At 66.4% G+C, this 25,122-nt stretch carries 26 protein-coding genes; 16 read left to right on the top strand and 10 right to left on the bottom strand.

The window, feature by feature from the left end; translation table 11 throughout:
- Positions 1 to 1,106: 1,106 nt before the first annotated feature.
- From ACFPQ5_RS09595 to ACFPQ5_RS09585, 3 genes are all read right to left on the bottom strand, one after another.
- Positions 1,107 to 1,418: a putative quinol monooxygenase gene (locus ACFPQ5_RS09595; protein WP_379754134.1), complete on the bottom strand. Its 312-nt coding sequence runs from the start codon at positions 1,416 to 1,418 to the stop codon at positions 1,107 to 1,109.
- Between the two features lie 10 nt (positions 1,419 to 1,428).
- The gene (locus tag ACFPQ5_RS09590) at positions 1,429 to 2,202 is read right to left on the bottom strand and encodes an SDR family oxidoreductase (protein WP_379754131.1); all 774 of its coding nucleotides are present in this window, start codon (positions 2,200 to 2,202) and stop codon (positions 1,429 to 1,431) included.
- 80 nt (positions 2,203 to 2,282) lie between these two features.
- Positions 2,283 to 3,263 (bottom strand): aldo/keto reductase, encoded by a 981-nt coding sequence (locus ACFPQ5_RS09585; RefSeq protein ID WP_379754128.1) that lies wholly within the window; start codon positions 3,261 to 3,263, stop codon positions 2,283 to 2,285.
- 129 nt (positions 3,264 to 3,392) lie between these two features.
- Here ACFPQ5_RS09585 and ACFPQ5_RS09580 point away from each other — a divergent pair, with 129 nt between their 5' ends.
- The 4 genes from ACFPQ5_RS09580 to ACFPQ5_RS09565 all read left to right on the top strand — a co-directional run bounded on the left by ACFPQ5_RS09580 (position 3,393) and on the right by ACFPQ5_RS09565 (position 6,270).
- Positions 3,393 to 4,286 (top strand): LysR family transcriptional regulator, encoded by an 894-nt coding sequence (locus tag ACFPQ5_RS09580; RefSeq protein ID WP_379754125.1) that lies wholly within the window; start codon positions 3,393 to 3,395, stop codon positions 4,284 to 4,286.
- 109 nt (positions 4,287 to 4,395) lie between these two features.
- A complete protein-coding gene (locus tag ACFPQ5_RS09575) occupies positions 4,396 to 5,163 on the top strand; it encodes an SDR family NAD(P)-dependent oxidoreductase (RefSeq protein ID WP_379754122.1) in 768 nt (255 codons plus the stop codon).
- 51 nt (positions 5,164 to 5,214) lie between these two features.
- Positions 5,215 to 6,081, top strand: coding sequence for an aldo/keto reductase (locus tag ACFPQ5_RS09570; RefSeq protein ID WP_379754119.1), 867 nt, complete (start codon positions 5,215 to 5,217; stop codon positions 6,079 to 6,081).
- Positions 6,082 to 6,099: 18 nt separating this feature from the next.
- Positions 6,100 to 6,270, top strand: a complete 171-nt coding sequence (locus tag ACFPQ5_RS09565; protein WP_379760059.1) for an FAD-dependent monooxygenase — start codon at positions 6,100 to 6,102, stop codon at positions 6,268 to 6,270.
- A gap of 192 nt (positions 6,271 to 6,462) precedes the next feature.
- On the opposite strand, the gene ACFPQ5_RS09560 is transcribed toward ACFPQ5_RS09565, so the two are convergent.
- Both ACFPQ5_RS09560 and ACFPQ5_RS09555 read right to left on the bottom strand, forming a co-directional pair.
- The gene (locus ACFPQ5_RS09560) at positions 6,463 to 6,900 is read right to left on the bottom strand and encodes a universal stress protein (RefSeq protein WP_379754116.1); all 438 of its coding nucleotides are present in this window, start codon (positions 6,898 to 6,900) and stop codon (positions 6,463 to 6,465) included.
- Positions 6,901 to 6,933: 33 nt separating this feature from the next.
- Positions 6,934 to 7,395 (bottom strand): universal stress protein, encoded by a 462-nt coding sequence (locus tag ACFPQ5_RS09555; RefSeq protein ID WP_379754113.1) that lies wholly within the window; start codon positions 7,393 to 7,395, stop codon positions 6,934 to 6,936.
- Between the two features lie 239 nt (positions 7,396 to 7,634).
- On the opposite strand from ACFPQ5_RS09555, the gene ACFPQ5_RS09550 reads away from it, so the two are divergent.
- The 7 genes from ACFPQ5_RS09550 to ACFPQ5_RS09520 all read left to right on the top strand — a co-directional run bounded on the left by ACFPQ5_RS09550 (position 7,635) and on the right by ACFPQ5_RS09520 (position 16,336).
- On the top strand, positions 7,635 to 8,138 hold the full coding sequence (locus ACFPQ5_RS09550) for a universal stress protein (protein ID WP_379754110.1): 504 nt from the start codon (positions 7,635 to 7,637) through the stop codon (positions 8,136 to 8,138).
- The gene (locus ACFPQ5_RS09545) at positions 8,138 to 10,750 is read left to right on the top strand and encodes a cation-translocating P-type ATPase (RefSeq protein ID WP_379754107.1); all 2,613 of its coding nucleotides are present in this window, start codon (positions 8,138 to 8,140) and stop codon (positions 10,748 to 10,750) included. Before ACFPQ5_RS09550 ends, ACFPQ5_RS09545 begins: the two co-directional genes overlap by 1 nt.
- A complete protein-coding gene (locus ACFPQ5_RS09540; protein WP_379754104.1) occupies positions 10,747 to 11,571 on the top strand; it encodes a universal stress protein in 825 nt (274 codons plus the stop codon). The genes ACFPQ5_RS09545 and ACFPQ5_RS09540 overlap by 4 nt, the downstream gene beginning before the upstream one ends.
- Before the next feature lie 194 nt (positions 11,572 to 11,765).
- Entirely contained in the window at positions 11,766 to 12,608 is an 843-nt protein-coding gene (locus ACFPQ5_RS09535; RefSeq protein WP_379754101.1) for a universal stress protein, read from the top strand.
- Positions 12,609 to 12,628: 20 nt separating this feature from the next.
- Positions 12,629 to 13,684, top strand: coding sequence for an NAD(P)-dependent alcohol dehydrogenase (locus ACFPQ5_RS09530; protein WP_379754098.1), 1,056 nt, complete (start codon positions 12,629 to 12,631; stop codon positions 13,682 to 13,684).
- Between the two features lie 39 nt (positions 13,685 to 13,723).
- A complete protein-coding gene (locus ACFPQ5_RS09525; RefSeq protein ID WP_379754095.1) occupies positions 13,724 to 14,548 on the top strand; it encodes a universal stress protein in 825 nt (274 codons plus the stop codon).
- A 9-nt stretch (positions 14,549 to 14,557) separates the two neighbouring features.
- Entirely contained in the window at positions 14,558 to 16,336 is a 1,779-nt protein-coding gene (locus ACFPQ5_RS09520; RefSeq protein ID WP_379754092.1) for a PHA/PHB synthase family protein, read from the top strand.
- 10 nt (positions 16,337 to 16,346) lie between these two features.
- Here ACFPQ5_RS09520 and ACFPQ5_RS09515 read toward each other — a convergent pair whose 3' ends face one another.
- The 3 genes from ACFPQ5_RS09515 to ACFPQ5_RS09505 form a co-directional block, all read right to left on the bottom strand.
- Complete coding sequence (locus ACFPQ5_RS09515; protein WP_379754089.1) at positions 16,347 to 16,934, bottom strand: NAD(P)H-dependent oxidoreductase; 588 nt, start codon at positions 16,932 to 16,934, stop codon at positions 16,347 to 16,349.
- Entirely contained in the window at positions 16,934 to 19,615 is a 2,682-nt protein-coding gene (locus ACFPQ5_RS09510; protein WP_379754086.1) for a bifunctional acetate--CoA ligase family protein/GNAT family N-acetyltransferase, read from the bottom strand. The genes ACFPQ5_RS09515 and ACFPQ5_RS09510 overlap by 1 nt, the downstream gene beginning before the upstream one ends.
- A 183-nt stretch (positions 19,616 to 19,798) precedes the next feature.
- Positions 19,799 to 20,278, bottom strand: coding sequence for a universal stress protein (locus tag ACFPQ5_RS09505; protein ID WP_379754083.1), 480 nt, complete (start codon positions 20,276 to 20,278; stop codon positions 19,799 to 19,801).
- A gap of 218 nt (positions 20,279 to 20,496) precedes the next feature.
- Between ACFPQ5_RS09505 and ACFPQ5_RS09500 the strand changes: the two genes are divergently transcribed.
- Entirely contained in the window at positions 20,497 to 20,886 is a 390-nt protein-coding gene (locus ACFPQ5_RS09500; RefSeq protein ID WP_379754080.1) for a hypothetical protein, read from the top strand.
- Between the two features lie 30 nt (positions 20,887 to 20,916).
- Positions 20,917 to 22,059 (top strand): GGDEF domain-containing protein, encoded by a 1,143-nt coding sequence (locus ACFPQ5_RS09495; RefSeq protein ID WP_379754077.1) that lies wholly within the window; start codon positions 20,917 to 20,919, stop codon positions 22,057 to 22,059.
- 89 nt (positions 22,060 to 22,148) lie between these two features.
- On the opposite strand, the gene ACFPQ5_RS09490 is transcribed toward ACFPQ5_RS09495, so the two are convergent.
- Complete coding sequence (locus ACFPQ5_RS09490; protein ID WP_379754074.1) at positions 22,149 to 22,982, bottom strand: formate/nitrite transporter family protein; 834 nt, start codon at positions 22,980 to 22,982, stop codon at positions 22,149 to 22,151.
- 592 nt (positions 22,983 to 23,574) lie between these two features.
- Here ACFPQ5_RS09490 and ACFPQ5_RS09485 point away from each other — a divergent pair.
- Positions 23,575 to 23,772, top strand: coding sequence for a hypothetical protein (locus ACFPQ5_RS09485; protein ID WP_379754071.1), 198 nt, complete (start codon positions 23,575 to 23,577; stop codon positions 23,770 to 23,772).
- A gap of 121 nt (positions 23,773 to 23,893) precedes the next feature.
- Here the strand turns inward: ACFPQ5_RS09485 and ACFPQ5_RS09480 are convergent, their stop codons facing one another.
- Complete coding sequence (locus ACFPQ5_RS09480) at positions 23,894 to 24,262, bottom strand: protein tyrosine phosphatase family protein (protein WP_379754068.1); 369 nt, start codon at positions 24,260 to 24,262, stop codon at positions 23,894 to 23,896.
- A 99-nt stretch (positions 24,263 to 24,361) separates the two neighbouring features.
- Here ACFPQ5_RS09480 and ACFPQ5_RS09475 point away from each other — a divergent pair, with 99 nt between their 5' ends.
- Together ACFPQ5_RS09475 and ACFPQ5_RS09470 are read left to right on the top strand one after the other, a co-directional pair.
- Positions 24,362 to 24,694 (top strand): metalloregulator ArsR/SmtB family transcription factor, encoded by a 333-nt coding sequence (locus ACFPQ5_RS09475; protein ID WP_379754065.1) that lies wholly within the window; start codon positions 24,362 to 24,364, stop codon positions 24,692 to 24,694.
- Entirely contained in the window at positions 24,691 to 25,122 is a 432-nt protein-coding gene (locus tag ACFPQ5_RS09470) for a YeeE/YedE family protein (protein ID WP_379754062.1), read from the top strand. The genes ACFPQ5_RS09475 and ACFPQ5_RS09470 overlap by 4 nt, the downstream gene beginning before the upstream one ends.

Raw genomic sequence — 25,122 nt, 5'->3', positions numbered from 1 at the left:
TCTCTGTTCCTCTTCGCTTGGCCCTCAAGCTCGGTTCAGTCGCAATCGGATCAGCGGTACGTGGCCCGCATGCAAAGGAATTGGCTACCAACCGATCGAACGTAATTTCGTAACCTGGATGGTGCTATTACGCACCACCGACGGATCGGCCCAGGCGCTGGAAGACTGCTGCTGCCATAATTCCCTGCCCTGCGCCGCCCGATGGTCGAAGCGCAGGACCCGTGCTGCGGCTACCACTACATGCTGTCGACGGGGGTGGCGCCTGCATCGGAATATCCTGGCAAGAAGCTCATTCCCGCTAAGACCCGAGTCAGGTTTTAAGTGCTGCGCGAACAGGAGCAGGTCCTCGAGATCTAAATGGCGCGCGTCGAGGTGCCCGGCCCGTCGAGGAGCCGCCGCGCTATCCGCACAATGATGATCCGAAATACCAGTATCGCTGGGGTAAAACCATTACAAAGCGTTCTGGCAGCTCATCCATGACAACCTAATGGATCTAGGCCGCCTCGCCTACGCGCACCTGCACCCGATCAACGGCGGAAACGCGCGCGTGTACATGTCCTGGCCCGAAGGTGTCAGCTACAGGATCAACACGGTGGCCGCATCAAAGTTAAGGATGAGCGGCGGCGTCGTTCAGGCAGGACTCTGGCGAATGCGACTTGAGATACGGCGGTCATTTCGGCATCGGCGACCGAAATATCCACGCCCGGCAGGGAGAAGATCTTCACGGCGCTAATGCCAGAGCAAGTATATGCCGCGATGTGCTCGCTATCATTGACCGCAGTAGTCAGAATGCGTGGTAGAGAGTAGATAACCGACCGACCAATTGGTCTGGCGGCAGGCCGGCGTATTGCCACGGAGCGGCAACCGCCAGCGTGCGGATCTTCCGGAAACTTCGGTTGGGGTATGGAGCGCAGCCATTGGGGGGATGATCAAGATCATCAATGCGGAACAACGGATATATCAGGCGCCGCTGCGCGACACGAACTGCACCTAACAGCATTAGGCCGCTCCTTGGAATGGAACTCGGATCCCTAGGGAAGGCGTCTAGTGAGAACCTGACAAGAACGGCAACTGCAGAGCTGACGCCTCATACTCTCAATGAACGATTAGTCGCTGGCGCGCGTGATCAATGTGATCGACGGTCCAAATGTCAGCAGCGGTCCGAGCTCTTTCATCACGTTAGCGACATGGGGATGCGCAGCATGGCTGTCGACGGCCGCCTGGTCGACCCAGCCGTCCAGGATAAAGAAGGTGTCGGGCGCATCGACGCGTTGGTACAGGTCGTAGTACAGGCAGCCTGGTTCCGCGCGCGCCGGCTCCACGAACCGCAGGATCAGGTCGCGCACGCGCTCGCGGTCTTTCGCGTCGCAGCGCAGTTCACAAATGATGTGGCGTTCGTTCGCCTTTGTATTGTTCATGGCGCGCTCCTCAATTCTTGCCGGCGTAGACGCGTGTCATGCCGCCGTCGACGATCAGGTCGATACCGCGAATGTAGCTGCTCGCGTCCGACGCCAGGAACACGACTGCATTGCCGATATCGCGCACGGTGCCGACGCGTCCGGCCGGAATCTCCTTGGATACGCGAGCCACGTAATCGGCCACGTCCTGGTCGCTCATATTTTGTTCCTTGCCGTAGCCTTCAGTCGGCACGACGCCGGGGCTGACGGTGTTGACGCGGATATCGCGGTCGCGCAAATCCGTGGTCCAGCTGCGCGCAAGCGAGCGTACCGCTGCCTTGGTGGCGGCATAGACACCGAAACCTTTCAAACCCATGTCGGCCGTGATCGAGGCGTTTAGGATGATCGAAGCGCCGTCGCGCAGGACCGACAAGGCGGTCTGCACCGTCAGCACGACGCCTTTGACGTTGATCGACAGCTCGCTGTCGATCTGCTCTTCCGTCAATTGCTCCAATGGGGTGGCATGCCCGCCGCCGGCGTTGGCGAACAGGATGTCGAGCTGGCCGTGCGCCTGCTTGATGGTATCGGCCACGCGCTGCATGTCTGCCTTGATGGATGCATCGGCCTGGACGCCGATGGCGCCCCCGCCCAGTTTTGCCACGGCGGCATCGAGAACTTCGCGGCGGCGGCCGGTGATGTAGACGGTTGCGCCTGCTTCGAGCAGGCACTGGGCCGCGCCGAAGCCAATGCCCGTCGTGCCGCCGGTGACGAGCGCGATCCGCCCGTTGAGAGTATTTGTAGTCATGACAATTCCTGAATTGAAGAGAACAGAGCGCGTCGTCCGCCAAGTGCTACCGGACAGACGCGCGGAAAAATGAAATGGCTTTAGCGGTTGACGGACTTCATCTGCTGCGCGTTGTAACGCTCGCCTTGTACCGGCACCCGTGCCAGAACGTCTGCCAGCGCTTGAAGGTCCTCGGCAGTCAGGACAACATCGGCGCCGCCGACGTTTTCTTCCAGACGGTGCAGCTTGGTCGTGCCTGGGATCGGCGCAATCCACGGCTTCTGGGCCAGCAGCCAGGCCAGTGCCACTTGGGCCGGCGTCGCGTTTTTGCGGGCGGCGACTTCGCCGATCAGGGTCACCAGGTTGTGGTTGGCTTCACGGGCTTCGTCGGCAAAGCGTGGCAAGGTATTGCGAATATCACCCGCTGCGAAGCTGGTGCCGGCGTCGATCTTGCCGGTCAAGAAACCTTTGCCCAGCGGGCTGAACGGAATGAAACCGATGCCCAGCTTTTCCAGCAACGGCAAGATTTCCTGTTCCGGCTCACGGGTGAACATCGAGTATTCGCTTTGCAGGGCCGACAGCGGCTGCACGGCGTGGGCGCGGGTAATGGCCTCGACGCCGGCTTCGCACATACCGAAGTACTTCACCTTGCCTTCGGCAATCAGGTCGCTCACGGCGCCGGCCACGTCTTCCATCGGCACGTTCGGATCGACTCGGTGCTGGTAGAACAGGTCGATGCGATCCGTTTTCAGGCGTTTGAGCGACTGTTCCGCGACCTGGCGAATACGTTCAGGACGGCTGTCCAGGCCCGCTTTCGGATCGCCGTCCTTGAAGCCAAACTTGGTGGCGATGACGATCTTGTCGCGGAACGGTGCGACCGCTTCGCCGACCATCTCTTCGTTGGCCTGGCCATAGGCTTCGGCGGAGTCGAACAAGGTCACGCCGCGCTCGTAGGCGGCGCGAATCAGGGCGATGCCATCGCTCTTGTCGGTGGCCGGGCCGTAGCCGAAGGTCAAACCCATGCAACCGAGTCCGATTGCCGAAACTTCCAAACCACTATTTCCCAATTTACGTTGTTGCATGCTGTGCTCCCAAAAGCGCCGGCTAAGGATGTGTGAGGTAGCCAGCTGAACCTGTTGACGAACTATAGGCGCGCACAGTTGCCGCGAGAAGTCATATACTCCGAATACCGATATGCAGAATTTCGATAAATGGAACGAATCAATCTCAACAACGTGGCGGCTTTTGTCGTCGTTGCGCGGGAGCGCAGCTTTACTCGGGCGGCCGCACAACTCGGGCTGTCGCAGTCATCTCTGAGCCATACGATCAGCGCACTAGAGGCCAAGCTGGGGATGCGCCTGCTGACCCGAACGACGCGCGGCGTGTCGCCCACCGAGGCCGGAGAGCGGCTATTGGCCACTGTTGGTCCCTACTGCGAAGGCATCGAGGCCGAACTTGCGTCGCTGAGCGAGGATCGCGACAAGCCGGCCGGCACGGTCAGGATCAGTTCGCACGACCACGCAGTCCGAACGATCCTGTGGCCGAAGCTGTCCAGACTGCTTCCCGCTTATCCTGACTTGAAGATCGAGTTTTCGATCCATTACGGACTGATCGACATCGTTGCCGAACGATTCGATGCGGGCGTGCGCGTTGGCGATCAGGTGGCCAAGGACATGATCGCGATGCGCATCAGCCCGGATTTCAACATGACCGTGGTCGGTTCACCTTCTTACTTCTCGACTCGCAAGGAGCCGGCGATCCCTCAAGACCTGACTGAACACAACTGCATCAATTTGCGGCTGCCGACCCACGGCGGCTTGTATGCATGGGAGTTCGAGAAGGATGGCCAGGAGATGAGCGTGCACGTCCAGGGGCAGGTGATTCTGAATACATCGGCGGAAATCGTGACTGCCGCACTGGAAGGCTATGGCCTGGCTTACGTCCCCCAGGACGTGGCCGACCGGCACATCGCAGCGGGTGAACTGGTGCAGGTGCTGGACGACTGGCGCCCAACCTATCCCGGTTACCACTTGTACTACCCAAGTCGGCGCAATGCGTCGCCGGCATTTTTGCTTGTCCTGGACGCGCTGCGCTTAAAAGCCTGATAAGCCGCTATCGAAATTTTGCATATCGGTATGCGAACAGCCGGGCTTCTCCAGATGACTGCCGCGGCATATCCTCTCCTGGCTTTTTAACGCAGAGGGGGAGCAGTCAATGGCACGCATATTCATTACTGGTTCGACCGAGGGTCTTGGCCGCGCAGCGGCCTTGGCCTTAATTGCCGAAGGACACGAGGTCGTGCTGCATGCACGGTCCCGCCAGCGGGCAGCCGCGGTGGCGGATATCGTCGGCCAATCCGGCGGCATTGTGACAGGCGACTTGGCGAGTGCGGTTGAAACCCGGGCGGTCGCCGACGGGGTCAACCGTATTGGCCCGATGGATGCGGTGATCCACAACGCCGGCATCTACTTGGAAGCGCACCGGGGCAATACGCCGGAGGGGCATGCGACGACGCTGGCGGTCACCGCATTGGCGCCGTACATGCTTACAGGGCTCATCGAGCGTCCCAAGCGAGTCATTTACCTCAGCGGCGGAATGCATCGAGGCGGTAGCGGTTCGCTGCGCGACATCGATTGGGTGACCCGCACATGGCAAGCCAGCCAGGCCTATTCAGAAAGCAAGTTGTATGTGGCAACCCTCGCGTGTGCCCTTGCACGCCACTGGCCCGATGTCCTGAGTCATAGCGTGGATCCGGGCTGGGTGCCCACCAGGATGGGCGGCCCCTCCGCACCGGACGATCTGGAAATGGGTCACCTCACGCAAACATGGCTCGCCACCAGCACCGATCCCGCAGCTATTAGCACGGGCCACTACTGGCATCACCGGCGCCGGCAGCAGCCGGCCGCCGAGGTCGTCGACCCTGGCTTCCAGGACCGGTTGATCGACAGGCTGGCCGAGCTTACTGGTGTCGCCCTCTTCTGATCCATACGTATCCGCAAACACAACAGGTGAACAAATGCTTGAAAAAATCCCATGATTACATTGAACAACGGCGTTCAGATGCCGGCCCTTGGCCTAGGCGTATTCCAGTCCAAGCCCGAGGAAACAACCGACGCGGTCGTCACTGCGCTCGAATGCGGTTATCGATTGATCGACACGGCGGCCGCCTATTTCAACGAGCACGAAGTCGGCGAAGGCATTCGCCGTGCCGAGGTGCCGCGCTCCGAAATTTTCGTCGAAACCAAGCTGTGGATCACGAATTACGGCTACGATTCCGCGCTGCGCGCGTTCGATGTCAGCCTCAGGAAACTCAGTATCGAGCAGCTCGACCTTTGGCTGCTGCACCAGCCTCTGGCCTCCGACTTCGAGAAAACGATTCAGGCATACAAAGCGGCCGAAAGGCTGCTGGCGGAAGGTCGCGTTCGCGCCATCGGCGTGTCGAATCTGACCCCGGCCCGACTGGACGAGTTGATCGCGCGTACCGGCGTTATCCCGGCCGTCAACCAGATTCAGGTTCATCCGTATTATTCCCAGCCTGCGCTTCGGGCGGCAAATACCAGTCACGGCATCGTTACGCAGAGCTGGTCGCCGATCGGTGGCGCCTACACATACGGCAACGCCGAGAAAAACCCGCTCCAGGATCCCGTGATCACGGCGGTTGCGGCCAAATACGGCAAGACGGCGGCGCAGGTCATCTTGCGGTGGCACCTGGACCACGGCTTTGCGCCGATCCCGAAGTCGATCAAGCCGCATCGGATTGCAGAGAACTTTGACGTGTTCGACTTTGTGCTGACGCCAACCGAGATCGCAGCCATCGACGCGCTCGATACGGGTGTGCGGGGTGGGCCAGATCCCGAGTCGCTGACTTTGGAGAACTATGGCTTTGCAATCCCGGACTGAGAACGGGGCCATGCAGTCATTGTCGGCGCATCGCTCGCCGGACTGATGACAGCACTGGCGCTTTCCCGCGTAGGGATACGAGTGACCCTGTTAGAGCGATCCGACGATAGTGGGCGAACTGGTCGACCTGAATACCCTGCTGGTCGCACCCAATGGCTGGGAAATCACGCGCACCAGTGCGATCAATGAAGGGCGTCAGATTGCATCCCTGGCCTGCCGCGCCGACAACGCGTTCGAGTGCATGCCCGCGCTGCTCAGCCCGGTGCCGGAACCGGCCGCGTCTGTACTCTGGAGCGGGGGGCTGCTGCTGCTCGCGTCGCGGTGGGTCCTGCGCCGGCCCAGCCGTCGTCATGACATGGACAGGCAAGCCGCTCAGGCGGTTCAGCGGTACACCAGCACCGGTATCGCACTGTGCACCAGTACCTTCTGCGTCTCGCTTCCCAGGAGAAGTCCTTTGATCCCCTTGCGCCCGTGCGAGGCCATCAGGATCAGGTCGCAGCCGGCGTCGCGCGCGGTCGAGATGATCATCTCGTAGGGGCTGTCCCCGCTCGCGTGCTCGATCCGGTACGGCACCTGCGCCTCGCGCGCAGCGCTTTCGACGTCGGCCAGGATCCGCTCGGCCTGCTGGCGTGCCTGCTGTTCGTATTGTGCGGGCGTCGATTCGAGCACTTCGGGGTCGGCGCTGAGGGTGTGAAACGGTGGGGTGACGGTCAGCCCGATGATCTCGGCGCCGGTCTCCCTGGCCAGCGATGCGCCGGCCAGGATGGCCCGCTGCGAGGCGGACGAACCGTCGGTAGGAATCAGGATGCGTTTGAACATGGCAGCTCCTTGAAAGATGAGGACGTTATCCGGTCACAGCCCGTTCTCCGGGCGGGCGGCGTCGCGCAACATCAGGACCGGGACCGGCGCATAGGCGAGTACTTGCTGGGCGACGCCACCGGCAAGGACAGGCGGGACGGTACGCCCGCCGTACGCACCGAGGACGATCAGGTCACAGCCATTCTGCTCTGCGGCGTGGATGATTTCGTCGCCCGGGAAAGCCGAGATGGCGGTGACCGCCTGGCAAGGCACGCCGGCTTCATGTGCGAATCCCGCCACCCGGGCTGCGCGATCGATGGCATCCTGGTGCGCGCACGCAAACACCGCATCGAGATCGGCTTGCGTCTCCATGCCGCCCGGCTTTGCAACGGCAGGATGCGCGACCGAGAGCGCCACGAGCCGGCCGCCGTTACTCTGGGCCAGCCCAACGGCGACGCGCGCTGCACATTCGGCCATCCAGGATCCGTCGCTTGCGACAAGTATCGTGCGAAACATCTTCCCCCCTGCAGCAATTGCGAGACCAGGCTCTGTTCCACATCAGGATGGGAGCTTCTACCTTAAAAAGCCTTGATATGGATCAAATCTAGTCGGGCACCGGCAACGAATTTGGTGCGTCTGACGCCAGCTTTCCGGGGCGCGGGCGTATTTGATTTGCATCAAAGACCTAATCCGTCTGGCCGCCCATTCTGGTAGAGCGGCCATGCGGCGCATAAGACTCTCTGCGGGAGACGGCCATGTATCAACGCATTCTGGTTCCAACCGACGGTTCCGAGCTGGCAGCGGTCGCGGCCAACGCAGCGATCTCCTTCGCACAGGCCTGTGGCGGCAACATCGTCGCGCTCTCCGTCGCCTACCCCGAACCCGTGCTGCTGTCGGCCGAAGGAGCCGTCGCGGCAGGCGCCGAGCTCGGCGTCGACGTGCTGCTCGAACAGGCGCAGCACTACGTCGGACAAGTGTCGGACGCCGCACGCCGCGCCGGTGTTGCCTGCACCGCGCTCACCGCGTACGGTTACTCGCCGGCCGACGAGATCATCGAAGTGGCCAAGCGCCACCATTGCGACCTGATCTTCATTGCCTCCCATGGGCGCCGGGGTCTGAGCCGGTTGATCGCCGGCAGTGTGACGCAGCGTGTCCTGGCTTACTCTCCGGTTCCCGTCATGGTCTACCGGCCGCACATCGCCCATGCGCGGGGGCGCCTCACCGAGGCGTCGCCGTCCGCCATGCGGGCACCCGGCTGATGGGATACCGGGAGCCAACCGGCACCGGTCCGGGTCTGCCCACAGCCGACGCACTGACCGGTCTCGGCAGCGACGAGGCGGCACGCCGCCTCGCACGCGACGGGCCGAATGTGCTTCCCTCCGGAGGACGCCGTGGCTGGCGCGCCATTCTCTGGCAGGCAGCGCGCGAACCCATGTTCGTGCTGCTGTTCGCGGCCGGCCTGCTCTATCTGCTGCTGGGCGAGCCGCGCGAAGGCATCCTGATGTTCGCGCTGGTCGTTGCCACCCTCGGGATGACGCTCTACGAGGAAGGCAAGGCCGAGCGGGCACTCGACGCCCTGCGCGACCTGAGCACGCCGCACGCGCTGGTAATCCGCGACGGCCGCCGGCTGCAAGTGGACAGCCGCGAGGTGGTGGTTGGGGACTTGTGCGCGATCGGCGAGGGCGACCGCGTTCCCGCCGATGGTGTGCTGGTGGACGGCCAGGACGTCCAGGCCGACGAGTCGCTGCTGACGGGCGAATCGGTGCCGGTACCGAAAAACCCGGCCCAGGTAGTCTCCGGTCATGCCGTCCGCGCTGGTGCGGACGACCCTGCCGCCCTCTTCTCCGGAACGCTGGTGGTGCGCGGCCACGGCATCGTGCAGGTGACCGCCACCGGCGCCGCGAGCGCCATCGGCGGCATCGGCCAGTCGCTCGCGGCCCTGGCTCCGGAACGCTCGCCGCTGCAGCGGCAGATGGCGTCCGTCATTGCCCGTTTTGGTGTGGCTGGTGGCGCCGTGAGCCTGCTGCTGGTCGCATACTACCTGGCCCAGGGCGGCTCCCTGCTGCAGGCGCTGCTGGCCGGGCTGGCGCTGGCGCTGGCCATGCTGCCGGAAGAATTCGCGGTCGTGCTGGCCCTGTTTCCGGCGCTTGGCGCCTCGCGGCTGGCGCGCGCCAACGTCCTGACGCGCAACCTAGCCGCGATCGAAACGCTCGGCGCCACGACCGTGCTCTGCGTCGACAAGACCGGCACGCTCACCGAGAACCGGATGAGCGTGGCGGCGCTGTACGCCGGCGGCCGGGAGTGGCAGGCCGGCGCCCCCTCCGTCCAGGCATTGCCGGATGCGATCGCAGCCCTGCTCGACGTCGGCACGCTTGCCAGCCGGGCCGACGGTTTCGAGCCGATGGACCAGGCCCTGCACCGCCTTGGCGCCGAATTCCCGAACGCACTTGGCGGCGGGCGCGAGGACTGGACCCTGGCCCGCGAATACGGCATGAGCGCGGCGCTACGCGCGGTCGCGCACGGCTGGCACGCCGGCGCCGGACAAGGTGCGATGGTGGCGGCCAAGGGCGCCCCCGAAGCCATTGCCGAGCTGTGCCACCTACCGGGGGCCGAGTCCGTCCCGTTGTTGGCGGCGGCCGACGCAATGGCGGCGCGCGGACTGCGCGTTCTGGCGGTCGCCCAGGCTGCGCACGATAACCCGTGCTGGCCGGACGCAGTGCACGACTTCGATTTCGTTCCGCTCGGACTGGTCGGCTTCGCCGATCCGCTGCGGGCGGGCGTCGCGGAAGCCGTCGGCGAGTGCCGCGCGGCGGGCATGCGCGTCATGATGATCACCGGCGACTATCCGGCGACTGCGCTCAACATCGGCCAGCAGGCCGGCCTGGCCGGGGCCGAGCCGCTAACCGGGACGCAGATCGCCGCCATCGGCGAGGAGGCGCTCGCACAGCGTCTCGCGCACACCGACATCTGCGCGCGCATCGCGCCCGACCAGAAACTGCGTATCGTGCGCGCGCTGCAGCGCGCCGGCGAGATCGTCGGCATGACCGGCGATGGCGTCAACGACGCCCCTGCCCTGCAGGCGGCGCATGTCGGCATCGCCATGGGCCGGCGCGGCACCGACGTGGCGCGCGAAGCGGCAGACCTGGTGCTGACCGACGACCATTTCGCTTCGATCGTGCGCGCCGTTCGCCTGGGCCGCCACATCTACACCAACATGCGCAAGGCGATGGTCTACATCGTGGCCGTCCATGTGCCCACTGCCGGCCTGGCGCTGCTGCCGGTAATGCTGGGGTGGCCTGTCGTCCTGTATCCGGTCCACATCGTGTTCCTCGAACTGGTGATCGACCCGGCCTGCGCCCTGGCGTTCGAGAACGAGGCGGAGGAACCGGGGCTGATGCGCCGCCCGCCTCGCCGGCGCGACGCCCCGCTGATCGACCGCCGGACGCTGGTCCTGGCCCTGGCACAAGGCCTGGTCGTGCTCGCGACGGTGCTCGCCGCGTATGCCTGGGCGCTGGGTGAACTGCCGGCGGCGCAGGCGCGCGCTTTCGCCTTTGCGGCGCTGGTGTCGGCCAACGTCGGCCTCATTTTCGGCAATCGCTCGCAGTTGCTGACCGTGTTCGAATCGATGCGCCTGCCGAACCGGATTGCCTGGGTGGTCGCGGGCGCGGCGCTGGCCGCGCTTGCCGCCGTGCTCTACATCGAACCCTTGGCGGGGCTATTCCGCTTCGCCGCACCCACGCCGCACCATGCACTGGCGGCCGTGATCATCGGCGTGCTCGCCGTCCTGCCCTTCGACCTGATCAAGCTGGCCCAGCGGCATGGCCGGGGCACGGCACGGGCAAAAACGTCATCCACACGGAGAAAAACATGAACTGCAAGACCATCCTCGTTCACGTCGACGAGTCCGCCCACGCGGCCACGCGCATCGCGCTGGCGGCGCAATTGGCGCTGCAACATGACGCCCACCTGGTCGGGGTCGCCCTGACCGGGGTGTCGCGCTACTATTACCGCGAAGGCGCCGCCGACCTTGCGCGCACCGTGCTTGCGCCTCACATGGAAATGCTGTTCGCCCGGGCCGACGCAGCGCTCGATGCATTCGAGCGGCAGGCCGCCGGTGCCGGGGTGCGTTCGTACGAACGGCGGCTTGTTGACGACGAGACCGGCGCCGGTCTTGCATTGTGCGGTCTCTACGCCGACCTGCTCGTGCTCGGACAGCAGGAGCCCGGCAAGCCGTCGCCGCCGCCGGGAGGCGACTTGGCGGCGCACGTCCTGCTCGCTTGTCCCCGCCCCGTGCTCGTCGTCCCCTACATTCAGCGGCAGACCGTGATCGGCAAGCGCATCCTGGTCGCCTGGAACGGCAGCGTTCAGGCAGCCCGCGCCCTGAGTGCGGCGCTGCCCTTCCTGCGCCGGGCCGAACGGGTCACGGTCGCCGCCTTCCGTCCCGCGGACGAGCCGGCGGCGGATCCGGACCTGCTTCCCTACCTGAAACGGCATGGAATCGAGGCGGCCCTGCTGGGCGAGTCCCCGGGCCTTTCAGGGGGCGAACCTCTGCTGTCTCTGCTAGCCGACCAGGCCGCGGACATGCTGGTGATGGGCGCCTACGGCAGGGCCCACTTGAGCGAACTGCTGCTCGGCGGCGTCACGCGCACGGTCCTGGAATCCATGACCGTCCCCGTGCTTATGGCGCACTGAGCGGTAATCACGAACTGGGGTCCTTGTCCAGTGCTTTGGGCAAAGTGCTTGCAATCAACCCGAAAAATTTGATCCAGATCATTGGAGTCGGCTACCAGGGAGCGCAGAGTGGGCCAGCCAGACACACGGCTGCCGCACTGGCCCGCAACCTGGTGCCGGTGCTTCCATTCCGCCACCTGAAGGTGAAGACTGCCATGCGATTTAAGACCGTCCTCGTCCATGCAGACCTGTCGCGCCATGCTCCGGCACGCATCGAACTGGCCGCCGCCATCTGCGCCGAGCACGGCGCCCACCTCGTCGGCGCCGCCATGACGGGCATCCCGCGCGCCGTCTTTCCCAACGGCTGCGACCCCATCCCGGGTACGCTGCTCGCCAGCTACGTCGACCCGCTTGTGCAGACGGCGCGGCGCGCGCTCGACGTCTTCGAGGACATCGCCCGGCGCCGCGGCGTATCGCACGAGCCGCGCCTGATCAGCGACCAGGCGCCCGAGGCCCTGGCACTGCTGGCGCGCTTCGCCGACCTGGTGGTCCTCAGCCAGGACGATCCCGACGAGAGCCTGGGCTACCTGCCGAGCGCATCGCGCATGCCCGATTACGTCGTGATCAATGCGGGGCGTCCCGTGCTGGTGGTGCCGCGCGCGGGCGCTGTGCCGGAGTGTCCGCGCCGGGTGCTGCTGTGCTGGAACGGCAGCCGCGAGGAATCAGTAACGATGGCCGCCGCCGTACCCCTGCTCCAGCGCGCAACCCATGTCAGCGTAGCCTTGTTCACCCGCGCCTTTCCAAACGAATCGGTCAACGCGGCGGACCTGGACGACGCGCTCGCTTTCCTCGGCCGCCATGCGGTTCGCGCCGGGCGCGCCATGCGCGATCCAGGCCACGACACCGGGAGGGCGATCCTCGACCTTGCCACCGAACAGGGATGCGATTTGGTCGTGATGGGCTGCTTCGGCCATTCACGCTTCCAGGAACTCGTGCTCGGGGGCGCCAGCAGGACCGTGTTACAGGAAGCGGCGCTGCCCGTGCTGATGGCGCGCTGAGAACGAACCAGGAGAACGCCATGACGAACATGAATGCAGCCGTTTTCACCGGTCCCGGCCGGATTGTGCTGGGACGCAAGCCGATTCCGCGCGCCGGCCCCGGCGAGGCGATCGTCAAGATCACGATGACGACCATCTGCGGTACCGACGTCCACATACTGAAGGGAGAATATCCGGTGGCCGACGGCCTGACCATCGGTCACGAGCCGGTCGGCACGATCGCTGAACTGGGCGCGGGCGTGACCGGCTACACGATCGGCCAGCGTGTCGTCGCCGGGGCCATCTGCCCATGCGGCCAGTGCTTTTCCTGCCTTGACGGCCACCAGGCCCAATGCGGCGGGCATCCCATCGGCGGCTGGCGCTTCGGCAATACCATCGACGGCTGCCAGGCCGAGTATGTACGGGTTCCGTTCGCGATGGCCAACCTGGCGCCGATTCCCGACGGCCTGAGCGACGAACAGGTCCTGATGTGCCCCGACATCATGAGCACCGGTTTCGGCGGCGCGGAAAACGGCGGTATCCGCATCGGCGACACCGTGGCGGTGTTCGCCCAGGGTCCGATCGGCCTGTGCGCGACCGCCGGCGCACGCCTGCGCGGAGCGTCCCGCATCATCGCGGTCGACAAGCTGCCCGAACGCCTGGCGATGGCCCGGCGCCTGGGCGCCGACCACGTCATCGACTACAGTGCGCGCGACCCGGTCGAGGAGATCCTGCGGCTGACCGACGGCCAGGGCGCCGACGTGGCGATCGAGGCGCTGGGCACCCAGCAGACCTTCGAGAGCTGCCTGCGCTGTTTGCGTCCTGGCGGCACGCTGTCGAGCCTGGGTGTGTACTCGGGCAAGCTGACGCTGCCGATCGATGCCTTCGCGGCCGGGCTCGGCGACCACCGCATCGTCACGACGCTTTGCCCCGGCGGGAAAGAGCGCATGCGGCGCCTGATGAACATCGTGGCTTCCGGCAGGCTCGACCTAAAGCCCCTGGTCACCCACCGTTTCCGTCTCGAGCAGATCGAGGAAGCTTACGAACTCTTCGCGAACCAGCGCGACGGCGTGCTGAAGGTGGCAGTCGTTCCCTGAACGCCGCCTCCGGCCCTGACAACAAGCGAAAGGATTCTCATGTACAAGACGATCGTCGTTCACGTGGACGACAGCCCTGGTTTCGACGCGCGGATGCGTGCCGCGGCACAACTTGCCGCTAGCGACGGCGCGCACCTGATCGGCACTGCCGCGACCGGAATGTCTTTCGCCGCGTTCGCCATGCTGACCGGCTCCATGCCAGTCATGCCGGGCGACGAATTCGACGAACTGCGTGCGACTGCCAACGCGAGCCTGGAGCGCTTCGCCGAACGTGCGCGCCAGCTCGGCGTGGCGTCAATGGAGGGGCGCATGGTCGAAGACGAAGGCCGCACCGCCCTGCTGCTCCAGTCGCGCTATGCCGACCTGGTCGTGGTCAGCCAGGATGGACCCGACGCGTCTGGCATGCGCGGGTTGCCGCAATACCTCGCGCTCCATGGTCCACGGCCTGTGCTGTCCGTGCCGGCCATCTATCTTGGGGAGCCGATCGCCGACAGCATCGTCGTCGGCTGGGATGGCAGCGTGCCCGCACTGCGCGCAATCGACGGCGCGCTGCCGCTGCTGGCGAGCGCCCGGACTGTGCGCCTGGCGCTCATCAACCCCGAGCGCGAGACCGGCCTGCACGGCGACGATCCAGGGGCCGACATGGGCTTGTACCTGGCGCGCCACGGCGTGCCGGTCGACGTGCTTGTGGAGCGGACGGAGTCCCCCGCCGGCGAAGCCCTGCTGCGCATCGCGCACGACAACCAGGCCGGCCTCCTGGTGACCGGCGCGTTCGGCCACAGCCGCTACCGCGAACTCGTGCTCGGCGGAGTTACCCGGATTCTGCTCGAGCGAGCCCGGCTGCCGGTCCTGTTTGCGCACTGAGGGGGACACATGAGCCCCTCGGACACCGTCCCGGCCGGCGTGCGCGAACGCGACGCCAGTGCCTGGCAGGGCACCCGGCACCATTACCCCGAAGAGAACGTCGCCCACGCGGCGCTCGACCTTCCCTTGCACGCCTGGCTCGGGCGCTTCACCGGCAATGTCTCGCCCGCGGCCCTGGCCCTGGCCTGGTTCGACTGGAGCCTGCACCTGATGCTCTCGCCCGACAAGCAGGCCGAGCTGGCGACGCATGCGGCATCGGCAAGCTTGCGCTGGTGGCAGTACTGCGCCGGCACAGCGTTCGCGAGCCAGGCCGCCCCGGTCGAGCCGCTGGCGCAGGACAAGCGCTTCGTCGATCCGGCATGGCAAACCTGGCCGTACAACGTGCTGAGCCAGGGCTTCCTGCTACAGCAGCAATGGTGGCACCGCGCCACCCGGAGCGTGCGCGGCGTGTCGCCGCACCACGCCGACGTGGCGACCTTCGTCGCGCGCCAGCTGCTCGACGCGGTATCGCCGTCGAACTTCGTGGCGACCAACCCGGTCGTGCTGGAGAAGACCTGCGCGCGCGGCGGAATGAACCTGCTCTCCGGGGCAGCGCGCGCCGCCGGCGACGCCTGGCGCGCGGCCAGCGGATCGGCGGCGCCGCCCGGCCTGCGTCCTGGCCACGAGGTGGCGCTCACGCCCGGGCGCGTGGTATTGCGCAACCGCCTGGCCGAACTGCTGCGCTACGATCCAGTGACGCCGCGGGTACATGCCGTGCCCCTATTGATCGTGCCCGCATGGATCATGAAGTACTACATCCTCGACCTGTCGCCTGCGAATTCGCTGGTGCGCTACCTCGTCGGCCAGGGCCACAGCGTCTACGTCGTCTCATGGAAAAACCCGGGCGCCGCGGACCGCGACCTGGGCCTGGACGACTACCGCCGGCTCGGTATCATGGAGGCGCTCGACGCGGTTCAGCGCGAAACGGGCGCCAGGCAGGTGAACGCCTGCGGCTATTGCCTCGGCGGCACGCTGCTGGCGATCGCGGCGGCCGCGATGGCGCGCGACCACGACCGGCGCCTGGCAAGCGTGAGCTTGCTGGCGGCCCAGGTCGACTTCACCGAACCCGGCGAACTGTCCTTGTTCGTCGACGACAGCGAAGTCAGCTTCCTCGAGGCCGGGATGTGGAGCCAGGGCTACCTCGACACGCACCAGATGGCTGGCGCCTTCCAGCTGCTGCGCTCGAACGACCTGGTCTGGTCGCGCCAGCTGCGTCACTACCTGCTCGACGTCCCGGACCGCCAGACCGACCTGATGTCCTGGAATGCCGATGCCACCCGCATGCCGTACCGGATGCACTCAGAATACCTGCGGCAGCTGTTCCTGAACGACGACCTGGCCAGCGCCCGCTACCTGGTCGACGGACGGCCCGTTGCCCTAACCGATATCCAGGTGCCGATCTTCGCGCTTGGCACCCGTACCGACCACGTCGCCCCATGGCGTTCCGTGTACAAGATCGGGCTGCTCAGCGACACCGAAACGAGCTTCCTGCTGACCTCCGGCGGGCACAATGCCGGCGTGGTGGCGCCGCCGGGCGACGCCGGACGCAGCTACCAGTTCACCACCCGGGCGCCGGACGCTCCCTACATCGATCCTGAACGCTGGCAGCAGGAAGTTCCCTCCGTGGAAGGCAGCTGGTGGCCGGCCTGGGAAGCTTGGCTTGCGCAGCTCGCCGGACCATGGGTCGAGCCTCCTCCGCCGGCCGCGTCGCTCGGGCCGGCACCGGGGCGCTACGTGCTGGAACCCTAGCGCCTTGCGCTTACCGCGCCGCGGCGCCGAGCTGGCGCAAGTGTTCGCACCAGCGCTCGACCTGCTGCTGCGTGAGCGCCCCCGCCCCTCCCACCACGCTCGTGCGCACAGGCTTGATACCGGCAAACCCGAGGATATTGCGCTGCAGCGCCTTCAGGCTGTGCGCCCGGTAGAACCAGCGGTACAGCACCGCCGGCATACCCATGGTGACGATCACGCGCGCGCTGCGTCCGCCCAGCAGCCCTGCCTTCAGGGGATTGCGGCTCTCGGCAGCGATGGCGAAGCCCGGCCGCGCGACCTGCTCGAGAAAGCCCTTGAGCAGCGCCGGCATCTCGCCCAGCCACAGCGGATACACCAGGACCAGGTGCGTCGCCTGCCTGATGGCCTGCTGGGACGGGGCCAGCGAGGGCGGCACGGGACCGTGCTGCCATTCCTCGGCACTGCGCAGCAGCGGAAACGCGATCAATCCGGGCTCGATGGTCTCGACGGTGTGGCCTCCGGCGCGCGCGCCGTCGGCATAGGCCTGGGCCAGCGCGTGGCACAGGTGCTGGCTGCCGCAATCCGGATGGCCCTGGATGATGAGGATGCGGGCGGCCATCACTTGCCGTCGTCCGTAACCAGGACGCGGCGCAGGGCGACCGTCCCGTCCGTATCGGCCGCTACCGAAAAGCCGTTGCGGCGCGCCAGCGCCTGCATGCCGAGGTTGTCGGCGAGGGCAACGCCGGTAATCTCGCGCAGGCCGTGCGCCCGGCAGTAGCCGATCAGCGCCTCCATCAGGATCGTGCCCAGGCCCTTCCCCTGCAGGTCCGAGCGCACCACGATGGCGAATTCGCCGGCGATGTTATCGGGATCGGTGACCACTCGCACCACCCCGAGCGTCTCGCGGCCGTCCGCGGTCGGACGGGTCAGGATGAAGGCCATTTCGCGCGCGTAGTCGATCTGGGTAAAGCGTGCCAGCTGCGCGTCCGAGAGCTCGCGCGCACTGCTGAACATCCGGAAGTGCACATCCTGCGGGCTCAAGGCCCTGAAGAAAGCCTGGTGCGCCGGGGCGTCCTCGGGCCGGATCGGGCGCAGGGTCAGCGCGCCGAGGGCGGACTCGACCTCGCGCTCGAGCGCGTCCGGATAGGGCAGGATGGCGAAACGTGCCAACGAATCGGCGCCATCCGCCGGCGCCAGGCGCATGCGGGCATCGAGCGCCAGCACGCCCTGGCTGTCGGCCAGCAGCGGATTGATGTCCAGTTCGCACAGTTCGGGCAGGTCGGCAGCCATCTGGCCGAGCCGCACCAGCACGTCGCACACGGCGTCGAGGTCTGCCGGCGGCGTGTCGCGAAAACCGGCCAGCAGTCGTGCCACCCGGGTGCGCGACACCATGTCGCGCGCCAGCACCCGATTCAGCGGCGGGAGCCCGACCGCCTGGTCGGCGTTGGCCTCGACCGCGACACCGCCTTGCCCGAACAGGACGACGGGGCCGAACACGGGATCGACCGACAGGCCGACGATCAGTTCGAGGGCGTGCGCGCGGCGCGCCATGGCCTGGACCGTAAACCCGAACAGCCGTGCCTCGGGCCGCAGGGTTCGCACCCGCTCGGTCATGCGCGCTAGCGCCTCGCCGAGTGCCCGTGGATCGCCAAGGTCGAGGGCGACGCCGCCGACGTCCGACTTGTGGGAAATGTCGGGAGAAAGGATCTTCAGCGCGACCGGATAGCCGATGCGCGCCGCAGCGGCCAGCGCATCCGTCTCGTCGGAGACGACTTCGGTCGCCACCGACGGGATGCCGTAGCAGGCGAGGATCAGCTTCGCGTTGGCCTCGCCCACCGCCTCGCAGCGCGCGGCCATCAGACGCGCCACATGGGCACGCGCGCCGAGGCGGTCGGGCGGGGCCAGGCGTCCCGCCGAGGGTACCTGCATCAGCAGCGCCTGGTTGCGGCCGTAGTCGACCAGCTGCATCAACGCACGCACGGCCTCCTCGGGTGTCTCGAAAACGGGCAGTCCGGCATCGAGGCAGAGCCGGCGCGCCTCGGCCACGCTGGCGCCGCCGAGCCAGCAGCACAACACCGGTTTCGCGGCGGCGCGCAGCAGTGGCAGCAGTACCCGCGCGACATCGGCCGCCGGCACGATCGCGGTCGGCGCATGGATCAGCAGCACGGCGTCGGCGTCGGGCGAGGCGAGCAGGGCCTGCAGCGCATGGCGGTAGCGCCCGGCCGGTGCGTCGCCGACGATATCGACAGGATTGGCACGCGGCCAGTTCGGCGGCAAGCCCTCGTCCAGCTGCGCCAGCGTGTCCGCGCCGAGCCGGGCCAGGGTGCCGTGCGCCTCCACCAGGGCATCGGTCGCCATCACGCCAGGACCGCCGCCGTTGGTCAGGATCGCCAGCCGGCCCGCGCCCGGGCGCAGCCGGTGCGCCAGCATCGCCACCGCGTCGAACAGCTCGGCCGTGGTATGCACGCGCAGCATGCCCGCCCGGCGCAGCGCCGCATCGACCACCAGGTCGGCGCCGGCGAGCGCACCGGTATGGCTGAAGGCGGCGCGGGCCGCTTCCGGCGCGCGCCCGGCCTTGACGATCACGGTCGGTTTGGCGCGCGCCGCGCCGCGCGCGGCCGACATGAACTTGCGCGCCTGGCGGACGCTCTCGGCATACACCAGGATGGCGTCGGTGCCGGGGTCCCCCGCCAGGTAATCGAGCAGGTCGCCGAGGTCGACGTCGGTGCCATCCCCGAGCGAGACGAAGGAGGAAAACCCGATCCCGCGTTCCCGCGCCCAGTCGAGCACGGCCGTCACCATGGCGCCGGACTGGGCGACGAAAGCGAGGCGCCCCGGCAGCGCCGCCACCGGGGCGAAGCTCGCGTTCAGGCCGACGCCCGGCACCAGCAGGCCGACGCAATTCGGGCCGAGGATGCGCAGTAGGTAAGGACGGGCGGCGTCGAGCATGGCCTGGCGCAGGCTGGCGCCTTCTGGTCCCGCCGCGTCGAACCCGGCACTGAGCACCACCACGCTGCGGCATCCGAGCACGCCGAGCTGGCCGACAATGCCCGGTACGGTCGCCGCCGGCGTGCACACCACCGCCAGCTCCGGCGCGAGCGGCAGGCGCGAGACGTCGGAAAATACATCCAGGCCCAACAAGTGTCGATACTTGGGGTTGACCGGCCAGACCGGTCCGGCAAAACCGCCGCTGACGAGACTGGCCAGAACGGCCGCCCCCACGCTTCCAGGCCGAGAAGAGGCACCGACCAGGGCGACGGAACCGGGTGCGAAGAAGGTGCTGAGGTTGCGGATACTCATCTGGACCTCCACTGGCATGCCGCCCGCGGCGGCTTCCGATCCAGCTTACGTGACTCCTGTCTGCTCAAGGCATCACTATTTGATCTGCGTCAAATACATTGAAAAAGGAGGAGCAGGCGCGCACACGCCTTGCGGTGATCGCTGCGCCGGAAGGAGCATGCGGCGTCACCGGGCCGGGCCTTCTTAGGAACCGTCGCTGTACTCGGGCTTGGCCGCTTCTCCAGGATCCCGCAGGACGAGCACTGGAATGGTCGACCATGCCAGGACGTGCTGGGCCACGCTGCCAGTGAACAGCGGGTTGGCGTCGGCGGGGCCGTGCGCACCCATGACGATCAGGTCGCAGCCCTGCTCCCGGGCAGCGCGCACGATCTCGAGGCCGGGTGTGGTCGAGATCCTGGTGCGGGTGTCGCATGCGAGGCCGGCATCCTGCGCGATCCGGGCCACCGTACCGGCATGGGCACGCGCGGCATCGAGCGCGCGGCGCACTTCGGCGCCGGCGTCGAAGCTTCCGATCGCATCGGCCGGGAGCGAAAAGCGCGGCTGCGCGACGGAGAAGGCGACGATGCGCCGCCCGCCGGTACCGGCAAGCAGCGCGGCGACCTGGGCCGCGCGCACGGCCAGGTCGGAACCGTCGGTGGCAACAAGGATCTTTTCGATGAACATGGTGAAGGCTCCCGATCGTTGGGCGCAGGGCCGCGCAGGCATAGCGGCGATACTAGCACGGACGGTTTTGCGCCGGCCGGGTCCCGGCGCCGCACGGGAGCGCCGGCGCATTCTCCCAGCCAGCACGCGGTCTCGTGAATTTTTGATCTGCATCAAACGATAAACGGCACCATCCGCCCGACACTGTTTCCTTTAATCGAAGCGTCCCGAGACAAGCGATGAAGCTCCGTCATATCAATGTGCCGCGCTGGGCGGCGTGCGCGGCGCTACGCCATCGCCGCAGGCTGCTACTGGGCCGCATCGGCACGCTGTGCGCCGCCACCGACGCCGATTTCGTCCGGCGCTTCCCTGCTGCCGTGGCCGCGGTCGAAACCGGGTTTCGCCACGAAGAGGTGCTGCTCGAGCGGCTCGGCGATGCCTGCCTGCGTCCGCGCCGCGCCGATCACGCCGTCATCCTGCGCGCGCTGCATCGGACCGCTTCGCAGGTCGAGCGCGGCGACCTGGTGCTGGGACGGCAGGTGGTGGCCGCGCTCGCCGCGCTGCTGGGCCAACCCGGCGCGCTTCCGCTGGCCACGCCGGTGCGCCCGCCGGCGCCGGCGCCGCCCTGAACAGGCTCAGCCGGCGCGCATCGCCTCGCCATGCACACTCGCTCCCCATCCGTACCGGCCGCGGCCCTGGCCGGGCTGCGAAACCTGTTCCACCCGCTGCCGGGCGAACTCGAAGCCGCGTTCGACACCCAGCTCGATGCCGGCATCGCCCGGCTGTTGCTGGTGCTGGGCCCTGCATTCGGGCTCTTCGTGGTCCTGTTCGGCGCCTGGGACGCCTGGATCGACACCGCGCGTGCAGCCTCCACGGTGCGCATTCGGGTGGCTCTGGTGCTGCTCGGCGCCCCCGCCTGGGCGGCCGGACGCCTGCGCTGGGGCCCGGGACCCCGCTGTGCCTGGCTGTATGCGACGCACGCGGGGGCAATGGTGGTGTGCGCGGCCATGCTGCCCGAGGGCTTGGTGCTGGCCCTGCCGGGCTTGACCGGGGCCCTGTTCCTGCTCGCCCTGGTCGAGCCGCGCCCGCGCCGCTTCATGCTGGCCACCCTGCCACCCTCGCTCCTGCTGGCGCTGCTGGCCATACTGAACCTGGCCCCGGGCCCGGGCCTGCACGTGCTGCTCCTGTACTCGTTGTCCTGGCCGCTGGCCCTGTGCGTGGCATTGGCCACCTTGCAACTGCGGCGCCGTGCCTTCCTGGCCGAGCAGGCGGTGCTGGACGCGGTCCGCCACGACAGCCTCAGCGGCGCGCTGTCGCGCCGCTACGTGACGGAACTGGCGCTGCACGACCTGGCGCTGGCGCGACGCCACGGCCGTTCCCTGGCGCTGGCGATGCTCGACATCGACCATTTCAAGCGGGTCAACGACACCTGGGGCCATGCGGCCGGGGACCGTGCCCTGTGCGCCATGGTGAGGGCATGCAAAGAGAACCTGCGCGCGAGCGACTACATCGGCCGCCTCGGGGGCGAGGAATTCGTCTGTGTAATGCCGGAGACGGGCGCAGGCGAGGCCATGGCCTGCGCCGAGCGCATGCGCGCCGCCGTCGCCGCGCTGCGCCTGCCGGTGGGGACGGACACGCTGCGCTTCACGGTGAGCGCCGGCGTCGCCGTGCTGAGCCCGGAGCAAAGCGGCTGGGAAGAGCTGCTGCGCGCCGCTGACGCGGCGCTTTACCAGGCCAAGGAGAGCGGGCGCAACCGCACGGTGCTGGCGCGGACGGCTGCGCCGCCCGCGCGGGCGGGATAAAGCAGCCGGCGGGACCCTGCTCGTGCCCGGAGTGGAACGCGACGGCGGCCTGGAGTGACGGCCGCAACAAGACAGCATGCTGGCCCGCGTCACCCGGCGTCGGAATTCCCGTCAGGAGCGCGGTGATAGATGAGATGATAGACGAGGCCGACCAGCACACTCCCACCGATAATATTTCCCAGCAAGACGGGCAACAGATTATCGAACAAGCCGGCCAGGTTAATGGCAGGGTTTGAACCGATTGCACCAAAGCCCTGCAGCAGCATGGCCATCGGGATCAGGTACATATTGGCGACGCTATGCTCGAAACCGGCTGCGACGAATGCCGATACCGGAATCACGATGGCGACGACTTTATCGACGACGCTGCGCCCGGCGAGCGCCATCCAGACCGCAAGGCAGACCAGAGCATTACACAGCACTCCCTTGAAGAAGGCCGTCCAGAAAGGCATGGCCAGCTTGGCGCTTGCAATGATCAGGTATTCGCGGCCTATCGCGTTGCCGTTCGTTTCCGGATGACGCGACAAGAAGACCAGCAGTGCCAATCCGGCTGCGCCGACAAAATTCCCGGCACAAACGATGCTCCAGCTTCGCAGGAGTTCGAAGGTCGATATTTTCCTGTCGGCCCACGCCATCACCAGCAGGTTGTTTCCCGTGAAGAGCTCGGCGCCGGCAACGATCACCAGGATCAAACCCAATGCGAAAGCCATCCCGCCAAGCACTTGCTTGACAGCGAAGCTGAGGGCCGGATCGGATCGGACGATGACAAAGTACAGGGCGCCCAGTCCGATGAACGCGCCCCCCAGGACGCTCAATATGAACATCGGCAAGAGCGGTAGGCGCGCCTTGGTCACGCCGACTGTCTCCACCCGTTCGGCAATTTGCCTTGGCGAGAAGGCATCGAGTCCGAACAGTTCCGACATGCAGGCCTCCGGCAATCGCGATCCTTGTTCCTTCGCTCATCGATGTGCTCGCCATCCAGAACCGCCCGAGACATCGTCCTCGGCGGCACCTCGTCGAACCGGAGCCGGCGCCGATATGATCACACGGTCGACGCCCTGCTGCAACGGACGCACAAACCGCCATCCTCTGATCCTTCTGATGCAGAGAAATCGATCGCGTATTTCGGCGCTTCGCCGACCGGATGCCACTTTCGTCGCATCAGTAATCATTTTTTTGGTCACGGGGGACAAAAATCAGCAGTATGGATCGCAACTCGCGGAAGAATCAGGCCGCTTCGGTGGCGCCCGCTTCCCCCCCGGTCGCTTGACACGAACCGCACAATAGCCAATAGTCAGGTCACGCATCAGAGTCCTTCGACAACCGTTCGGGAGCGCGACTATGCAGCGCAGAATGATCAGGCTAATGCACGTCCTTGCGGCCCTCGTTGCGGGTGCCGCCCTGTCGGCCTGCGCCCCCATGCGAGGCGACCAGGACCACCCCCGGCACCACCCGGGACGATCCGTCAATGCGATGGCGCCGCCCGCGTCTGGCGTGCATCCAGGACGGGAAGACATGATGGGCGCCAGCCGCGCGGGCAGTACCGGCAGCATGGCACCGTCCGACAAGGAAGCGATGTGCGCTCGCTATCGCGGCATGCGCAACGCCCCGGACGAGCGGGCGCGGCAGGCCATGATGGACAGGGAGATGGCGTCGATGCCGCCCGAGATGCGCCAGCGGCACATGGAGATGATGGGCAAGCACTGCGAGTGAGGGCAGAATATGGGACAGACACGCGCGGATCTGGCGAACCAATGTCAAAGCCAGCTGTGAAGCTGGCTTTTTTCCGCCTTCAGTTTGGAAGTGCTGACGCCACCCAGGTCTATCGGCCAGGTCAGGACTCGTGCGTCCCGCCTCCCGGCGCCCCTTTCCGAAGGCCGGCTGACAGCTCCCACAAGATCTCGGCGCGCAGGCCAGTCCGGCAATAGGCCACTACCGGCTTGCGGGCATCCGCGAACAGTGCGGCGAATGCTTCGACGTCGGCCGGGGTAATTCGTCCCGGCACGACCGGCAGGTAATGTGCCTGCATGCCGCACTGCGCCGCCTGCTCCGCCACCGTGGCGAACGCCGGCTGGTCGCCTGCCTCGCCGTCGGGGCGGTTGCAAATAATCGTGGCAACACCTGCATCGCGCAGTCCTTGCAAGGCCTCGGGCGCCACTTGCGAAGTGATCGCGAAATCCTTATCGATGTAACGCATGCTCATGTGATCTCCTGTTGGTGGATCGTATAACATTCTATTGAATCATATATTGTGTCTCGATATACTATCTGCAGGAATAATGTTGCGCAAGAAGGAATCACGATGAGCGATGTACAGAAACTGGACCTCCAGGCAATGCAATCGGCTGCAGCACGGGCGTGCGGCATGCTGAAAGTCCTCGGCAATCCCGACCGGCTGCTGTTGCTGTGCCAGCTGACGCAGGGTGAGTTCTGCGTCAGCGATCTCGAAACGCAGTTGCAGATCCAGCAGCCGACCTTGTCCCAGCAGCTTGGCGTTTTGCGCGAAGAAGGGCTCGTCAGCACTCGGCGCGAGGGCAAGCAAATTTTCTACAAGATCGACAGCCGTGAAGCGACGGCGATCATGCAGGTCCTTTATGAATTGTTCTGCCAGCCAGGCAAAGGGGAAACGAAATGACGATTGACTGGGTAGATTTCACGCCGCAGGCCGCACTTGGTGGCGGCGTACTGATCGGACTGGCCGCAGCGGCCTTCATCCTCTTTAACGGCAGGATCGCCGGCATCAGCGGCATCCTGGGCGGTCTGCTACGGCCGGTGCGTGGCGACATTGGCTGGCGCGTGGCCTTCCTCGCTGGCCTGATTGCCGCCCCGGTCGTGTATGGCCTGTTCGCGGTGCTGCCCGAGGTGACGGTCGATGCCGGCGCCGGGACGCTGGTGGCCGCCGGCCTGCTGGTCGGTGTCGGCACGCGTTACGGCGCAGGCTGCACTAGTGGCCATGGTGTCTGTGGCATTTCACGCATGTCGCCGCGTTCACTGGTCGCGACGGCGGCGTTCATGGCCGCCGGGTTCGTCACGGTCTATCTCGTGCGCCATGTATTCAACTGA

This window comes from Massilia suwonensis (genome assembly GCF_042655665.1).
In the GTDB taxonomy this organism is placed as follows: Bacteria; Pseudomonadota; Gammaproteobacteria; order Burkholderiales; family Burkholderiaceae_D; genus Telluria; species Telluria suwonensis.
The sequence above is the reverse complement of the archived record's forward strand: the minus strand, read 5'-3'. Positions and strand labels throughout refer to the sequence as shown.

Bases quoted from the DNA above. Each gene is read 5' to 3' on its own strand.
- ACFPQ5_RS09480 (WP_379754068.1), bottom strand. From the start codon at position 24,262: ATGAGCATGCGTTACATCGATAAGGATTTCGCGATCACTTCGCAAGTG.
- ACFPQ5_RS09470 (WP_379754062.1), top strand. From the start codon at position 24,691: ATGACGATTGACTGGGTAGATTTCACGCCGCAGGCCGCACTTGGTGGC.
- ACFPQ5_RS09530 (WP_379754098.1), top strand. From the start codon at position 12,629: ATGACGAACATGAATGCAGCCGTTTTCACCGGTCCCGGCCGGATTGTG.
- ACFPQ5_RS09490 (WP_379754074.1), bottom strand. From the start codon at position 22,982: ATGTCGGAACTGTTCGGACTCGATGCCTTCTCGCCAAGGCAAATTGCC.
- ACFPQ5_RS09500 (WP_379754080.1), top strand. From the start codon at position 20,497: ATGAAGCTCCGTCATATCAATGTGCCGCGCTGGGCGGCGTGCGCGGCG.
- ACFPQ5_RS09585 (WP_379754128.1), bottom strand. From the start codon at position 3,263: ATGCAACAACGTAAATTGGGAAATAGTGGTTTGGAAGTTTCGGCAATC.
- ACFPQ5_RS09540 (WP_379754104.1), top strand. From the start codon at position 10,747: ATGAACTGCAAGACCATCCTCGTTCACGTCGACGAGTCCGCCCACGCG.
- ACFPQ5_RS09550 (WP_379754110.1), top strand. From the start codon at position 7,635: ATGTATCAACGCATTCTGGTTCCAACCGACGGTTCCGAGCTGGCAGCG.
- ACFPQ5_RS09575 (WP_379754122.1), top strand. From the start codon at position 4,396: ATGGCACGCATATTCATTACTGGTTCGACCGAGGGTCTTGGCCGCGCA.
- ACFPQ5_RS09595 (WP_379754134.1), bottom strand. From the start codon at position 1,418: ATGAACAATACAAAGGCGAACGAACGCCACATCATTTGTGAACTGCGC.
- ACFPQ5_RS09505 (WP_379754083.1), bottom strand. From the start codon at position 20,278: ATGTTCATCGAAAAGATCCTTGTTGCCACCGACGGTTCCGACCTGGCC.
- ACFPQ5_RS09525 (WP_379754095.1), top strand. From the start codon at position 13,724: ATGTACAAGACGATCGTCGTTCACGTGGACGACAGCCCTGGTTTCGAC.
- ACFPQ5_RS09475 (WP_379754065.1), top strand. From the start codon at position 24,362: ATGAGCGATGTACAGAAACTGGACCTCCAGGCAATGCAATCGGCTGCA.
- ACFPQ5_RS09520 (WP_379754092.1), top strand. From the start codon at position 14,558: ATGAGCCCCTCGGACACCGTCCCGGCCGGCGTGCGCGAACGCGACGCC.
- ACFPQ5_RS09590 (WP_379754131.1), bottom strand. From the start codon at position 2,202: ATGACTACAAATACTCTCAACGGGCGGATCGCGCTCGTCACCGGCGGC.
- ACFPQ5_RS09545 (WP_379754107.1), top strand. From the start codon at position 8,138: ATGGGATACCGGGAGCCAACCGGCACCGGTCCGGGTCTGCCCACAGCC.
- ACFPQ5_RS09515 (WP_379754089.1), bottom strand. From the start codon at position 16,934: ATGGCCGCCCGCATCCTCATCATCCAGGGCCATCCGGATTGCGGCAGC.
- ACFPQ5_RS09485 (WP_379754071.1), top strand. From the start codon at position 23,575: ATGATGGGCGCCAGCCGCGCGGGCAGTACCGGCAGCATGGCACCGTCC.
- ACFPQ5_RS09555 (WP_379754113.1), bottom strand. From the start codon at position 7,395: ATGTTTCGCACGATACTTGTCGCAAGCGACGGATCCTGGATGGCCGAA.
- ACFPQ5_RS09570 (WP_379754119.1), top strand. From the start codon at position 5,215: ATGATTACATTGAACAACGGCGTTCAGATGCCGGCCCTTGGCCTAGGC.
- ACFPQ5_RS09495 (WP_379754077.1), top strand. From the start codon at position 20,917: ATGCACACTCGCTCCCCATCCGTACCGGCCGCGGCCCTGGCCGGGCTG.
- ACFPQ5_RS09580 (WP_379754125.1), top strand. From the start codon at position 3,393: ATGGAACGAATCAATCTCAACAACGTGGCGGCTTTTGTCGTCGTTGCG.
- ACFPQ5_RS09535 (WP_379754101.1), top strand. From the start codon at position 11,766: ATGCGATTTAAGACCGTCCTCGTCCATGCAGACCTGTCGCGCCATGCT.
- ACFPQ5_RS09560 (WP_379754116.1), bottom strand. From the start codon at position 6,900: ATGTTCAAACGCATCCTGATTCCTACCGACGGTTCGTCCGCCTCGCAG.
- ACFPQ5_RS09510 (WP_379754086.1), bottom strand. From the start codon at position 19,615: ATGAGTATCCGCAACCTCAGCACCTTCTTCGCACCCGGTTCCGTCGCC.